At 33.6% G+C, this 13685-nt stretch carries 12 protein-coding genes and 1 rRNA gene; 3 read left to right on the top strand and 10 right to left on the bottom strand.

All coding sequences use genetic code 11. The features are described 5' to 3' along the window. The 5 genes from gap to LX95_RS13245 all read right to left on the bottom strand — a co-directional run bounded on the left by gap (nt 1) and on the right by LX95_RS13245 (nt 3869). Complete coding sequence (gene gap / locus LX95_RS13265; RefSeq protein ID WP_111541946.1) at nt 1–1002, bottom strand: type I glyceraldehyde-3-phosphate dehydrogenase; 1002 nt, start codon at nt 1000–1002, stop codon at nt 1–3. An 18-nt stretch (nt 1003–1020) separates the two neighbouring features. Beyond that, entirely contained in the window at nt 1021–1893 is an 873-nt protein-coding gene (gene lipA, locus LX95_RS13260) for a lipoyl synthase (protein WP_111541945.1), read from the bottom strand. A 100-nt stretch (nt 1894–1993) separates the two neighbouring features. Next, nucleotides 1994–2536, bottom strand: coding sequence for an RNA polymerase sigma factor (locus tag LX95_RS13255; RefSeq protein ID WP_111541944.1), 543 nt, complete (start codon nt 2534–2536; stop codon nt 1994–1996). A 4-nt stretch (nt 2537–2540) separates the two neighbouring features. After that, nucleotides 2541–3659, bottom strand: coding sequence for a glycosyltransferase (locus LX95_RS13250; RefSeq protein WP_111541943.1), 1119 nt, complete (start codon nt 3657–3659; stop codon nt 2541–2543). A gap of 9 nt (nt 3660–3668) precedes the next feature. Then, nucleotides 3669–3869: a membrane or secreted protein gene (locus LX95_RS13245; RefSeq protein ID WP_111541942.1), complete on the bottom strand. Its 201-nt coding sequence runs from the start codon at nt 3867–3869 to the stop codon at nt 3669–3671. A gap of 153 nt (nt 3870–4022) precedes the next feature. Between LX95_RS13245 and LX95_RS13240 the strand changes: the two genes are divergently transcribed. Next, a complete protein-coding gene (locus LX95_RS13240) occupies nt 4023–4634 on the top strand; it encodes a fasciclin domain-containing protein (protein ID WP_245924781.1) in 612 nt (203 codons plus the stop codon). Nucleotides 4635–4708: 74 nt separating this feature from the next. Here the strand turns inward: LX95_RS13240 and murB are convergent, their stop codons facing one another. The 3 genes from murB to LX95_RS13225 form a co-directional block, all read right to left on the bottom strand. Beyond that, complete coding sequence (gene murB / locus LX95_RS13235) at nt 4709–5725, bottom strand: UDP-N-acetylmuramate dehydrogenase (RefSeq protein ID WP_111541941.1); 1017 nt, start codon at nt 5723–5725, stop codon at nt 4709–4711. Next, a complete protein-coding gene (locus tag LX95_RS13230; RefSeq protein ID WP_111541940.1) occupies nt 5712–6917 on the bottom strand; it encodes a pyridoxal phosphate-dependent aminotransferase in 1206 nt (401 codons plus the stop codon). The genes murB and LX95_RS13230 overlap by 14 nt, the downstream gene beginning before the upstream one ends. A gap of 103 nt (nt 6918–7020) precedes the next feature. Then, the gene (locus LX95_RS13225) at nt 7021–7413 is read right to left on the bottom strand and encodes a DUF1573 domain-containing protein (protein ID WP_111541939.1); all 393 of its coding nucleotides are present in this window, start codon (nt 7411–7413) and stop codon (nt 7021–7023) included. A gap of 131 nt (nt 7414–7544) precedes the next feature. Between LX95_RS13225 and LX95_RS13220 the strand changes: the two genes are divergently transcribed. Next, nucleotides 7545–10175, top strand: a complete 2631-nt coding sequence (locus tag LX95_RS13220; protein WP_111541938.1) for a valine--tRNA ligase — start codon at nt 7545–7547, stop codon at nt 10173–10175. A gap of 76 nt (nt 10176–10251) precedes the next feature. Then, on the top strand, nt 10252–10554 hold the full coding sequence (locus tag LX95_RS13215) for a hypothetical protein (protein WP_111541937.1): 303 nt from the start codon (nt 10252–10254) through the stop codon (nt 10552–10554). Between the two features lie 79 nt (nt 10555–10633). Here the strand turns inward: LX95_RS13215 and lon are convergent, their stop codons facing one another. Together lon and rrf are read right to left on the bottom strand one after the other, a co-directional pair. Beyond that, nucleotides 10634–13084 carry an endopeptidase La gene (lon, locus tag LX95_RS13210; protein ID WP_111541936.1) on the bottom strand — a complete coding sequence of 817 codons (2451 nt, stop codon included), beginning with the start codon at nt 13082–13084 and terminating at the stop codon, nt 10634–10636. Between the two features lie 310 nt (nt 13085–13394). Beyond that, nucleotides 13395–13503, bottom strand: a 5S ribosomal RNA gene (rrf, locus tag LX95_RS13205). Between the last annotated feature and the right edge of the window lie 182 nt (nt 13504–13685).

The following is a 13685-nucleotide window of genomic DNA, read 5'->3' as shown; positions in this document are numbered from 1 at the left end:
TTAATTTTTCAATGCTATAATCATATCTATAATCCTATGGCTGTAGCCATACTCATTATCATACCAACCTATTAATTTCACTAAATGTCCATCAATTACCGAGGTCATTTGTGCATCGAAGGTACAAGAATATGGCGTTCCTACAATATCTATAGAAACAATAGGATCTTCTGTATATAGTAAAATTCCTTTAAAATGATTTTCTGAAGCTGTTTTAAAAAGTTGATTGATCTCTTCTATAGAAGTTTTATTTTTCACATTTAAGGTCATATCCGTTAAAGAACCATTAGGAACTGGTACCCGAATGCCACATCCCCCAATAACCGAAGCTAAATCTGGAAAAATTTTGGTTAATGCCTTTGCTGCTCCTGTGGTAGTAGGAATAATAGATTGTGCTGCCGCACGAGACCTTCTTAGATCTCTATGAGGTTTATCGTGCAAGCTCTGGTCTGAGGTATAAGAGTGTACCGTAGTAATATAAGCTTGTTCTACTTGAAAAGCATCATGTACTATTTTGAGCATCGGGGCTGCATTATTAGTAGTACAACTTGCGTTGGATATAATTTGATCTCCTTTTGAAATGGAGGAATCATTGACCCCAAAAACAATGGTTTTAATATCATCATCTATAGGAGGAACAGAAAGAATAACATGTTTTACGTTGTTCTTAAGATGACTTTCTAACTCCGTTCGTTTTTTAAATTTTCCCGTAGACTCCACAACCAATTCTACTTCTTGTGGCCACTTTATTTCTTTAGGAGACTCATAATTTAATAAATCATAAGATTGCTGATTTACTAAAATTGCCTGCTCAGTACAACTTACCTCGAGAGGTAAAACCCCATGAATACTATCATACTTAAGGAGATGTGATAAGGTTTTAGCATCAGCTAAATCATTTATCGCTACTACTTCAATTTCAGGATGGTTCAATAAGATTCTAAAAAGACCTCTACCAATTCTCCCAAAACCGTTTATTCCAATTTTAATTTTATTGGCCATCGCTTTGCTTATGTAAGCTTAAGTTAAATGTTTTTGAGCTTTATAGGAAGAACGCACCAAAGCTCCGCTTTCTACGTGTCTAAACCCTAAATCTAACCCAATCTCTTCATATTTCTTAAATTGATCTGGTGTAATAAACTGCTGAACCGGTAAATGTTTCTTACTAGGTTGGAGGTATTGACCAATGGTTACAATGTCTAGGTTGACGCTACGTAAGTCTTTTAACGTTTGTATCACTTCTTCTTCCTTCTCCCCTAAACCTAACATAATTCCAGATTTGGTTCTTTCAATACCATTATCTTTTAAGTATTTTAAAACCGCTAAACTTCTATCGTATTTCGCTTGTATACGCACTTCTCTCGTAAGTCGCCTTACCGTTTCCATATTATGGGAAACCACCTCTGGTTTTACTGCTATAATTCTATCGATGTGTCTCTCTACTCCTTGAAAATCGGGAATAAGCGTTTCTAAGGTAGTGGTTGGATTCATTCTTCGAATAGACTTTACCGTCTCTTCCCAAATAATAGAACCCATATCTTTTAAATCATCTCTATCTACACTTGTAATTACCGCGTGTTTGATATCCATCAATTTTATAGAACGGGCTACTTTCTCTGGTTCATCCCAATCAACATTTTCTGGACGTCCTGTTTTAACTCCGCAAAAACCACAACTACGCGTACAAACATTTCCTAATATCATAAAAGTAGCAGTACCTTCACTCCAACATTCTCCCATATTAGGGCAGCTCCCAGAAGTACAAATAGTATGCAAATCATACTTATCTACTAATTTTCTAAGATTGGTATACTTTTTACCTGTAGGTAATTTTACGCGTAACCACTTAGGTTTTGCTTTTGGTTTTTCTTTTACAAGAGTTTCAACAGACATATAAGAAAATTTAGAAAGCAAAGGTAAAGAAATTTGAATGTATATGGAATGGATTTTACGTCTTATTGATTGCTTTTACAGATGTAAATATCAATAAAACTTATTCCCGATGTGTAATACTTTCAGCTAACAATTTTTTTGCGCGTAACAGTTTAACCTTTACATTATTAATAGGCTCGTTAAGTATTTCTGCTATCTCTTTGTAGGACATCTCTTTAAAATACCTATAGCGAATAACTTCTTCGTAGTGGGGTTTTAATTTTTTGATGTGAAAAAGTAAATTAGCTAAGTTTTGTTCTGCTATAAGTTGATCTTCCACCGTCGGACTCTCGTCGACAATGTTTTTAGCGGCTAATTTATCTACTCGAGTGGTTTGAAGCGAATTAACTCTCTTAGAGTCTATATGAATATTTTTTGAAATGGTAATAAGCCAAGTTTTAAACTTATAATCCTCATTATAAGTGGCTATTTTATCAAAAGCACGACTAAAAGTCTGTATACTAATTTCTTCGGCTTCATATTCGTTATTGGTCTTTTTTAACTGAAATCTATACACATCATTCCAAAAGAAATCTAATAAGAATTGGAAGGAAATTTGATTTCCTACTTTAGCTTTTGCGATATGATCTTTTATTTCTGTCAAAAAATTATTTCCAATGTATGGGTTTTGAAAACTTGTTATGCATAAAGATAATCATTTGCGTACTCAACAATACTATTTCTTGAAAAGGTAAGAAGCATAAGAGTCCTTTCTCTTTTAATAATTGGGAAGCTTTACCAATAATTATGTATTGTAATGCTATTTTTATAAACATAAATGAAACTACCCAATAAAGAAAATCAAAATTGATAAAAGCTAAAACAATTGCTAATACCCAAAACAACACTTGACTTACATAATATAGACCCAGTAGAAGTTGGTGTTTAGTTTTATAATGTTGTGAAGTAGATACGTGCCTTCTTTTTTGAATGTACCAATCTTTCCACGTTTTTTTGGGTTCACTTTTAGTAAATCCTTCTTCCTCTAAGAGCAGGGCTACATTTTTAGAGGTCGCAACAGCGTTTACGAAAAGGTCATCGTCTCCAGATAAAACATTCATATGATCTACAAACCCATTATTAGCATAAAAAAGCTGAGAGGTATAAGCTAGATTTCTACCTACTCCCATATATGGAGTACCCAAAAAAGCATAAGAAAAATACTGAGTAGCTGTAATTAAAGTTTCGTAGCGAATTATCTTATTTAAAAATGATTTCTCTACCGTTTCATAGGCTCCGTATCCTAAAACAATTTCTTTATCGGAATTAAATTGAGCCGACATCAAAGCTAACCACTCTTTGCTTTCTGGTTTACAGTCCGCATCGGTAAATATTAAATGGGCATGACTAGCCTTTTTTATTCCCAGTGTAAGTGCATATTTTTTATTTCCCCAGAAACGTTCATTATTTTGAACATTCACAATTTTTATTCTAGCGTCTTTTTTCTGAAAAGACTCCATAATATCTAATGTGTTATCTACAGAACAATCATTAACAAGTACGATCTCAAAATCTGGATGAGATTGATCTAAGAAATAAGGTATATTTAGTTGTAAAGATTCAGCTTCATTCTTTGCACAAATTACAAGAGAAACTGGTAGATGGTTTTGTTTTGAGGCAATAACTCTTTTCTTCTTGTATGAAAACAAGAAGCTTCCGAAAAAAAGAAAATACAAAAAGTTAATCGCTGCGATGCCTACAAAGACAAAGAAAATAATTTGCGACATTAATATTTCTTATTGCACATTTTCTTTACCACATTCTGCTTCGTCTGGCATTTTACCACAAAAACCACAAGGCTCACCTCCTTTATTAAGAAACGGACTTTGACTAGCGCAAGTTCCTGCAAACTCACCGTCTTTTTTGGCCCAAATTTTTATAGCGATTCCTGCGAAAGCTACTGCTAATAATACGATTGTTAAGACTATTAATTTCATAATGCAAAAATACGACATTAGTAGGTTATAGAAAAATGTTGAGGATATTTAATAAAGAATTTACACTATTTAACTAAAATTTAGGGCGTTGAAAAACAGCTGTGCATTCTAATCGTATATCTTAGCATCATAATTCAACTAAAAATTATTATTATGAAACTGAACAAATTAGTAATGTTAGCTCTAGTGTCTCTATTCACTTTCGCTTCTTGTCAAGATGAAAAAAAAGATAAAGAAAATGAGATAGAAATGAATGAGAACGAAATGGATGCTAACGAAACATCTATGGAGGCTGAAAAGGAAGCTGAAAAAACTGAGATGAATTTAGCACAGATCACCATGAATTCTAACAAGCACACCACTTTGGTTTCTGCCGTACAAGGTGCAGGAATGGTGGCAAAATTAGAATCTGAAGGTCCTTTTACCATTTTCGCTCCGACAAACGAAGCATTTAATAAACTTCCAAAAGGAACAGTTGAGAGCCTAATGAAACCAGAAAGTAAAGAAAAGTTAGAAGGTGTATTAAGCTACCACATTATTCCAGGAGAAGTAGATTCTAAGAAATTAGTAGATCTTATCAATTCTAACGAAAATAAAAAATATACAATTGTTACCGCTAATGATGGTAAGATTGACGCTACAATCGAAGACGGAAAAGTAATGTTAACCGATGCAAAAGGTAACAAAGCTACTGTAACAGATGTAGATATGAAAGGATCAAATGGTTACGTGCATTCTATCGATGCCGTTTTAATGAGAAAGTAAGAGTAAGTTAAGTAAGTAGATTGAGTTAAGTTAGATTGAAGAGCAGGTTTTGAAATTTCAAAACCTGCTTTTTTTTATTCAATAATATTTACTTCCATTTCTAAATGAATACTAAACATTTTAAATATTTCTGCTTGTATTTCTTGGGCTAATTGATACAGCTCTTCTCCCGTGGCATTACCATAATTCACCAATACTAATGCTTGATTTCTATGTACTCCTGCATCATCCTTTCGAATTCCCTTAAAACCTGCTTTTTCAATAAGCCATCCTGCAGGAACTTTCACTTCAGTAGTTGAAATAGGATATGAAGGGATTTCGGGATATTTCTCTACTAGCTTATTAAAATCTGTTATCGTAATAACAGGATTTTTAAAAAAACTTCCACTATTCCCAAGTTCTTTTGGATTAGGTAATTTGGAAGAGCGAATAGAAATAACGGCATCAGAAACATCCTTTATGCTAGGCTTACTGATATTTTGTTTTTCTAATTCCGCTAAGATTGCTCCGTAACCCGTATAAAGCTGGTGTTCACTTTTCGTTAACCGAAATAACACACTAGAAATAACGTACTTATCTTTATTTTCATTTTTAAAAGTAGAGTTTCTGTATCCAAAATTACATTCTTCCTTTGAGAAAGTTCGGGTTTGCAAGGTCTGCTTATGAACAGCTTCGCAACTCACAAAAGAGTCTTTTAATTCTACTCCATAAGCTCCTATATTTTGTATAGGGCTAGTACCCACATTTCCTGGAATTAAAGAGAGGTTTTCTATTCCTCCAAAATCTTGTTCTATACACCAGCGTACAAATTCATGCCAGTTTTCACCCGCCTGCGCTCGTACATAAACAAACCCCTCTTCTTCTTTTTCTATCGTTTTCCCCTTCAGGTCGATATGAAGAATGGTTTTGTCTATATTCTTTAAAAGTAAAATATTACTTCCTCCCCCCAAAACCAATATTTCATGAGCGTAAACCTGTTGCAGAACTTCTTTTAGTTCGTCCACACTGCTCACAGATACAAACGCTTTCGCGCAAACATCTATACCAAAGGTATTGTGGTTTTTTAAAGAATAATTTTTATGATGCTCCATGAATTTCGTTATACTTTTTCAAGGCAGCTTTTAAAATTTCAATTGCTTCTAAAAGGTGTTCTTTTTCTAAAACATAAGCAATTCTTACTTGGTTCATTCCTGTTTTTGGAGTAGAATAAAATCCTTCTGCAGGAGCGACCATGACAGTTTTTCCATCTTTATCAAAACTTTCTAATAACCATTTTGCAAAATGATCGGCATCAGCTACAGGTAGTTGCGCTATGCAATAAAATGCTCCATTTGGTTTTGCTACTTCTACACCTTCAATAGATTTTAAACCTTCAATTAAAGTATCTCTTCGGTCAACATACTCTTCAATTACATCATCAAAATAGGATTGTGGTGTATCTAAAGCTGCTTCACTAGCGATTTGAGCAAAAGTCGGCGGACTTAATCTTGCTTGTGCAAATTTCATCGCCGTACTTATTAATTCTTTGTTTTTAGATACCAAACACCCTATTCTTGCTCCACACATACTGTAACGCTTAGAAACAGAATCGATCATGATAGCATTTTGCTCTAATCCTTCTTGGTTCATTACCGAATGATGTTTTAATCCTTCGTAAGCAAACTCTCTATAAACTTCATCTGCCACTAAAAACAAATCGTATTTTTTCGCTAAAGCGGAAAGCTGATCCATTTCATCTTTTGTATATAAATAACCTGTAGGATTACCAGGATTACAAATAACAATTGCCTTGGTTTTATCGGTGATTAATTTTTCAAATTCAGAAACTGGAGGTAGGGCAAACCCATCTTCAAATTTCGCTTGTACAGGCACTACATTAACACCTGCGCTGGTAGCAAATCCGTTATAGTTAGCGTAGAAAGGTTCTGGGATAATTACTTCATCATTAGGATCGGTAATACTACCCATCGCAAATAATAAAGCTTCAGATCCTCCTGTGGTAATGATAATATCTTCTGCTTCAACGGGAAGACCTACTTTTTGGTAATATTTAGCAAGTTTCTCACGGTAGGTAGCAAATCCAGCAGAATGACTATAAGAAATAATTTCTAAATCATTATTTTTAACCGCATCTAAAGCAACTTGCGGGGTTTTAATATCGGGCTGACCAATATTTAAATAAAATATTTCTTTTCCTTGCTTTGTAGCTTCTTCAGCATAAGGAACTAATTTTCTAATTGGAGATTCTGGCATAGCCAGACCTTTGGAAGATATTGAAGGCATAATTAAATTTTTACGCAAATTTGCAAAAAAATAAAGAAAATACCTTCATTCTTGGGCATAAAAAAAGCCCTTTAAAAAAGGGCTTTCTAAGTCTAATTTTTTATTATTTTTCTAAGACACTTCGAGTATCTTTTTTATTGATAGTTCCTTTTATCTTTAATGGAATAGGAGAATTATCAACGTTTGCATAAACCGTTACCGTTTTTCTAATTGGCCCAGGTCTTTTTGTGTCATACTTCACTTTAATCACACCAGTTTTTCCTGGAGCAATAGGATCTTTTGGCTTTTCTGGCACTGTACAACCACACGTAGACTTTACATCACTAATTACTAAAGGCTCATCACCTACATTAGTAAATGTAAAAGATCTAACACCATCACTTCCATATTCGATAGTCCCATAATCAATGGTTTCTTCATCAAACTTAATTTCAGCTTGAGCGCTAACTGCTAAAGAAGTAAAAAGTGCTATTGCACAAACAATAAGATTTTTCATAATTTTTAAATTTGTGACTAAATTAAAAGTTATTTTCAATTATACCAAATAATAAGAATAACAAATTTTAATCTTTTAAAATAGTCATTATATAAGTACTTTTGTATACTTAATTCAAAAATTAGACCAAAATGGCTATTGCTGCTACCTATAACGCTAAAGAAACAGAAGATAAATGGTATTCGTATTGGATGGAAAATAATTATTTTCATTCAGAAGTCAACGATAAAGAACCTTACACCATTGTAATTCCTCCGCCAAACGTTACAGGAGTATTGCATATGGGACATATGCTCAATAACACCATACAAGATGTTTTAATACGTAGAGCAAGACTCAAAGGTCTTAATGCATGTTGGGTACCAGGAACAGATCACGCCAGTATTGCTACAGAAGCTAAAGTAGTAAACAAGCTAAAAGAAGAGGGCATTAATAAAAATGATCTTTCTCGTGAAGAGTTTTTAGAACACGCTTGGGAATGGACCCACAAACATGGAGGTATAATTTTAGAACAGTTAAAAAAACTCGGAGCTTCTTGTGACTGGGAACGTACCAAATTTACCATGGATGATGACTTATCTAAATCGGTAATTAAAGTATTTGTAGACCTTTATAAAAAAGGACACGTTTACCGAGGATATCGAATGGTTAACTGGGATCCGCAAGCAAAAACTACCCTGAGTGATGAAGAAGTTATTCACGTAGAAAAAGAAGGTAAATTATACTATATCAATTATGCGATTGAAGGAAGCAGTGATGTTTTAACCATCGCTACCACTAGACCAGAAACCATTTTTGGAGATACCGCAATTTGTATTAATCCTAATGATGAGCGGTTTGCTCATCTAAAAGGTAAAAAAGCAATTGTACCTATATGTAACCGAGTAATTCCTATTATTGAAGATGAATATGTAGACTTAGAATTTGGGACAGGCTGCTTAAAAGTGACACCAGCTCACGATGAAAACGATAAAAACCTAGGAGATAAACATCAATTAGAGATTATAGACATTTTTAATGATGATGCTACTTTAAATAGTTATGGTTTACACTATGAAGGGAAAGATCGTTTTGATGCTCGAAGAGATGTAGTAAAAGAACTAGAAACACTTGAGCTTTTAATTAAAACTGAAACTCACATTAATAAAGTAGGAACTAGCGAGCGTACAGGCGCAGTAATAGAGCCTAAATTAAGTGATCAATGGTTCTTAAAAATGAAAGAACTTGCACAACCTGCTCTAGATGCAGTTTTAGAAAAAGAGGTTGCTTTAGTTCCCGAAAAATTCATCAATACTTATCGCCATTGGATGGAAAATGTTCGAGATTGGAACATCTCACGTCAGTTATGGTGGGGTCATCAAATTCCGGCTTATTTCTACGGAGATGGAAAGGAAGATTATGTCGTAGCAGAAACTAAGGAAGAGGCGTTAAAAATTGCCCAAGAAAAAACAGGTAATAAAGAGCTTGCTTTAGAAGATTTAACTCAAGATGAAGATGCATTAGACACTTGGTTCTCTTCTTGGTTATGGCCTATGAGTGTGTTTAACGGAATTTTAGAGCCCGACAATAAAGAAATTAACTACTACTACCCTACTAACGATTTGGTGACAGCTCCCGAAATTCTATTTTTCTGGGTTGCCCGAATGATTATTGCAGGTTATGAATATCGTGGAGAAAAACCTTTTAATAGCGTTTACCTTACCGGAATTGTAAGAGACAAGCAGCGCCGTAAAATGAGTAAATCTTTAGGAAACTCTCCAGATCCTTTAATGTTGATAGAAAAATATGGAGCAGATGGAATAAGAGTGGGGATGTTACTTTCTTCTCCTGCCGGTAATGATTTAATGTTTGATGAAGATTTATGTAAACAAGGAAGTGGCTTTGTAAATAAAATCTTTAATGCATCTCGACTTATACTTAATTGGGAAGTTGATGAAAACAAATCACAACCAGAATATTGTAAAACGGCTATTACTTGGTACGAAGCTAAGTTTCAAAAAGCCTTAAAAGAGCTGGAAGATCACTATAGCAAATATAGAATTAGTGATGCTTTAATGACTACCTACAAATTAGTGTGGGATGACTTCTGCTCTTGGTTCTTAGAAATGATTAAACCTCCATTTGGAGAAAAAATAGATGCAACCACTTACCAGAGTGCCATTAGCATATTAGAAGATAATCTAAAAATCTTACATCCTTTTGTACCTTTTATTTCCGAAGAAATTTGGCAAAATATTAAAGATCGAAGTAGTGAGGAAGCATTAATTATTGCAGAATGGCCAAAGCAAACATCTATCGATGATAAATTTATTACTGATTTTGAGACGGTAAAAGAGATTATATCAGGAATAAGAACTATTAGAAAAGAAAAAAACATTTCTTTTAAAGACACTATTAAATTAAGTGTGATTAATAATGAAAAACTGAGTAATTCGTATGATAGTATTATTGCTAAATTAGGAAATATTGAAGAAATCACTTATGTGGAAGAGCAGTTAGCCAATAGCATGTCTTACCGAGTAAAATCTAATGAGTACTTTATTCCTATGATCGGCGCAATTGACGTAGAGGAGGAAATAAGTAAGCTGACGGAAGAGCTAAAATATCAACAAGGATTTTTAAATTCCGTAAAGAAAAAACTTTCTAATGAACGCTTTGTAAATAACGCTCCAGAAAAAGTAGTCGCTATCGAAAAGCAAAAACAAGCAGATGCTGAAGCTAAAATAGAAGCTATCGAACAAAGTTTAGCTAGTTTAAAATAAATCTTATAGAAAACATAAAATATTTTGTAAGTCGGTTTATTCACGTAGTTTTGGACAAACCAAAAATTATATTATTATGATAAAAGTAGTTAGAACATTAGCAGTAGCAGCTATCGTAAGTGTATCTCTTGTTAGCTGTAGAGAAGAAAGTAAAGAAACTAAAACTGTAGAAGGCATCGAGGTTACCGAAGAAGCTCAAGTTGAAGTTAGCGAAGATGGAGAAAAGGTAGAAATTCAAGATGGGAATACCGACATCAAAATAAAAAAGGATGAAAACGGAAACATTGAGAAAAAGAAAATCGATGGAGAAAATAAAGATGTAAAAATAAAAATGGAAGACGGTAACGTGGAAAAGAAAAAGGTAGATATAGATAACTAATCTCCATTTTAAAAAAACAAAACCCCCAAAATATATATTTTGGGGGTTTTGTTTTTTTATTAAATGATGCTAAAGAACTTTACAGCGTTTTAGCATTCTTTACCTTTTGCTTGGTAAGACCTTTATCTAACACATCTTTCATATCAGATACATAATGAAAAATTAATCCTTTTAGGTAATCTTCTTTAATCTCTTCAATATCTTTTTTATTCTCTTCACAAAGAATGATTTCTTTTATATGAGCACGTTTAGCTGCAAGAATTTTTTCTTTAATTCCGCCAACAGGCAAAACTTTTCCACGCAAAGTGATCTCTCCTGTCATCGCCAGACTTTTCTTCACTTTTCGCTGTGTAAATAAAGAAACTAATGAAGTTAACATGGTAATCCCAGCACTAGGTCCATCTTTAGGTGTTGCCCCTTCTGGTACGTGAATATGGACATTATATTTGTCGAAGATATCAGCAGGAATACCAAATTCGTCTGCATTTGCTTTAATATATTCCATAGCGATTGTCGCCGACTCTTTCATCACCTTACCTAAATTTCCAGTAACACTAAGGTTCCCTTTTCCTTTCGATAAAATAGACTCTATAAATAAAATATCACCACCTACTCTTGTCCAAGCAAGACCAGTTACTACACCAGCAACTTCATTATTTTCATATTTATTTCTTTCTAAACGTGCAGGCCCAAGAACATCTACAATATCTTCATTACTAATCTTAACATTGTATTCTTCTTCTAAGGCTATGCTTTTTGCTACATACCTAACTACTTTAGCAATTTGTTTTTCTAAGCCTCGAACTCCAGATTCTCGAGTATATCCTTCTACAATTTTAGTTAACTGCGCTTTACCGACTTTAATTTGGTCTGCATTTAACCCATGCTCAGTAATTTGCTTAGGTAATAAGTGGCGTTTAGCTATTTCTACTTTTTCTTCAATAGTATAGCCAGTCATGTTTATGATCTCCATTCGATCCCTAAGCGCCGGTTGTATAGTATTTAAACTGTTAGAGGTAGCGATAAACATTACTTTAGATAAATCGAATCCCATTTCTAAGAAATTATCGTGGAATTCAGAATTTTGTTCTGGATCTAAAACTTCTAGTAATGCAGATGAAGGATCTCCTTGATTGCTATTACTTAATTTATCAATTTCATCTAAAACAAATACTGGATTACTAGTTCCTGCCTTTTTTAGACTTTGAATAATCCTACCTGGCATAGCACCAATATAAGTCTTACGGTGACCTCTTATTTCAGCTTCATCGCGAAGTCCTCCTAAAGAGATTCTAACATATTCTCTACCTAAAGCTTCAGCAATAGATTTTCCTAAAGAAGTTTTACCTACACCTGGAGGTCCGTAAAAACATAAAATTGGTGATTTCATATCATCACGTAACTTAAGTACAGCAAGATATTCAATGATACGACGTTTTACTTCTTCAAGTCCATAATGATCTCTATCAAGTATTTTTTGCGCTCTTTTTAAATCAAATTTATCTTTACTGAATTCATCCCAAGGCAATTCTAAAAATAGATCTAAATAATTGCGTTGAATAGAATACTCAGCAACCTGAGGATTCATACGTTGCATTTTAGCCAATTCCTTTTTAAAATGCTCTTCTACTTTCTTTCCCCATTTTTTCTTTTTAGCCAACTGGCGCATGTCTTCAATTTCCGATTCTGAAGAAACTCCGCCCAATTCTTCTTGAATCGTTTTCATTTGTTGATGCAAGAAATACTCACGCTGTTGCTGGCTCATATCACTCTGCACCTTAGATTGAATATCGTTTCTAAGTTCTAACTTTTGAAACTCTGTATTCATATACTTTAAAGTAGCTAAAGCTCTATTTCTAAGATCATTCATTTCTAAAAGCTCTTGTTTTTCCTTAACGGAAAGACTCATATTAGAGGAAACGAAATTGATAAGAAATGAAGGACTTTCTATATTCTTTATAGCAAATGACGCTTCAGAAGGTATTGACGGACTGTCTTTAATGATTTGTAAAGACAAATCTTTGACAGAATCTACTATCGCAGAAAACTCTTCATTATCTTTCGCAGGTTTTTCTTCTTTTATTGATGAAATACTTGCTTTTAAATAAGGGTCTTCTTGTAAGATCTCTTCAATTTGAAATCTCTTTTTACCTTGGATAATTACAGTCGTATTTCCATCAGGCATTTTTAAAACTCTCAATATTTTAGCAACTACTCCAACTTTATTGATGTCTTTTGCTTCAGGATTCTCTACCTCGCCATCTTTCTGAGATACAACACCAATAGTTTTAGATCCGTTATTAGCATCATTAATTAAAGTTATAGATTTGTCTCTACCTGCGGTAATAGGAATTACCACTCCTGGAAATAAAACCGTATTCTTTAAAGGAAGTATAGCTAACTCATTTGGCAAGTCTTCTTTATCAATTTCTTCTTCATCTTCTGGTGTCATTAGTGGAATTAATTCTGCATCTTCATTAATATCTTGAAATGACAAATTGTCTAAGCTAAATATATTTGATTTTCCCATCTTATATCTTTGGTCAAACTGTCAGTAAAACAGTTTATAATTTATAATAATTCATTTATTTGTATCTCCCTAAGCCTACTGTAAGGATAGTCTATAATAGGACAATTCTTATGCCAATAAAATATTTAAAGGATATATCTATTGAAATTTAAATATTACTATTTAATGTTTATGTAACTTATTGGATAATTAAGTACTAGTAATTGCTGACTGAAGACAAGGATTAAATTGAGATTTAAAAAAGGGGGTAAAAAAAAACCCTTCACTTGTATCAAGTGAAGGGTTTATAAACTTACCATTTGGTAAGTAAAAAAGGCGGCGACATACTCTCCCACAATTAGCAGTACCATCTGCGCTAACGGGCTTAACTTCTCTGTTCGGAATGGGAAGAGGTGAGCCCCGTTGCCATAACCACCTTAAATCGGTGATAACTGTTCTTTTATTTAAAAAGAAACAACCATCTAATAAGTTAACATATTGAAAAAATAAATAATACTTTGAGGGTAAATATACATAGCAATAGGATTTCACCTCCCCCGGTTGCCCGGGGGAAGAGTACATAAGCTATACGGGTTATTAGTACTACTTGGCTATGACATTA

This window comes from Mesonia algae, from assembly GCF_003253545.1.
Classification (GTDB): Bacteria; Bacteroidota; Bacteroidia; order Flavobacteriales; family Flavobacteriaceae; genus Mesonia; species Mesonia algae.
This window is presented reverse-complemented; position numbering and strand designations above follow the sequence as displayed.

Bases quoted from the DNA above. Each gene is read 5' to 3' on its own strand.
- gap (WP_111541946.1), bottom strand. From the start codon at position 1,002: ATGGCCAATAAAATTAAAATTGGAATAAACGGTTTTGGGAGAATTGGT.
- lipA (WP_111541945.1), bottom strand. From the start codon at position 1,893: ATGTCTGTTGAAACTCTTGTAAAAGAAAAACCAAAAGCAAAACCTAAG.
- LX95_RS13250 (WP_111541943.1), bottom strand. From the start codon at position 3,659: ATGTCGCAAATTATTTTCTTTGTCTTTGTAGGCATCGCAGCGATTAAC.
- LX95_RS13245 (WP_111541942.1), bottom strand. From the start codon at position 3,869: ATGAAATTAATAGTCTTAACAATCGTATTATTAGCAGTAGCTTTCGCA.
- LX95_RS13240 (WP_245924781.1), top strand. From the start codon at position 4,023: ATGAAACTGAACAAATTAGTAATGTTAGCTCTAGTGTCTCTATTCACT.
- murB (WP_111541941.1), bottom strand. From the start codon at position 5,725: ATGGAGCATCATAAAAATTATTCTTTAAAAAACCACAATACCTTTGGT.
- LX95_RS13230 (WP_111541940.1), bottom strand. From the start codon at position 6,917: ATGCCTTCAATATCTTCCAAAGGTCTGGCTATGCCAGAATCTCCAATT.
- LX95_RS13225 (WP_111541939.1), bottom strand. From the start codon at position 7,413: ATGAAAAATCTTATTGTTTGTGCAATAGCACTTTTTACTTCTTTAGCA.
- LX95_RS13220 (WP_111541938.1), top strand. From the start codon at position 7,545: ATGGCTATTGCTGCTACCTATAACGCTAAAGAAACAGAAGATAAATGG.
- LX95_RS13215 (WP_111541937.1), top strand. From the start codon at position 10,252: ATGATAAAAGTAGTTAGAACATTAGCAGTAGCAGCTATCGTAAGTGTA.
- lon (WP_111541936.1), bottom strand. From the start codon at position 13,084: ATGGGAAAATCAAATATATTTAGCTTAGACAATTTGTCATTTCAAGAT.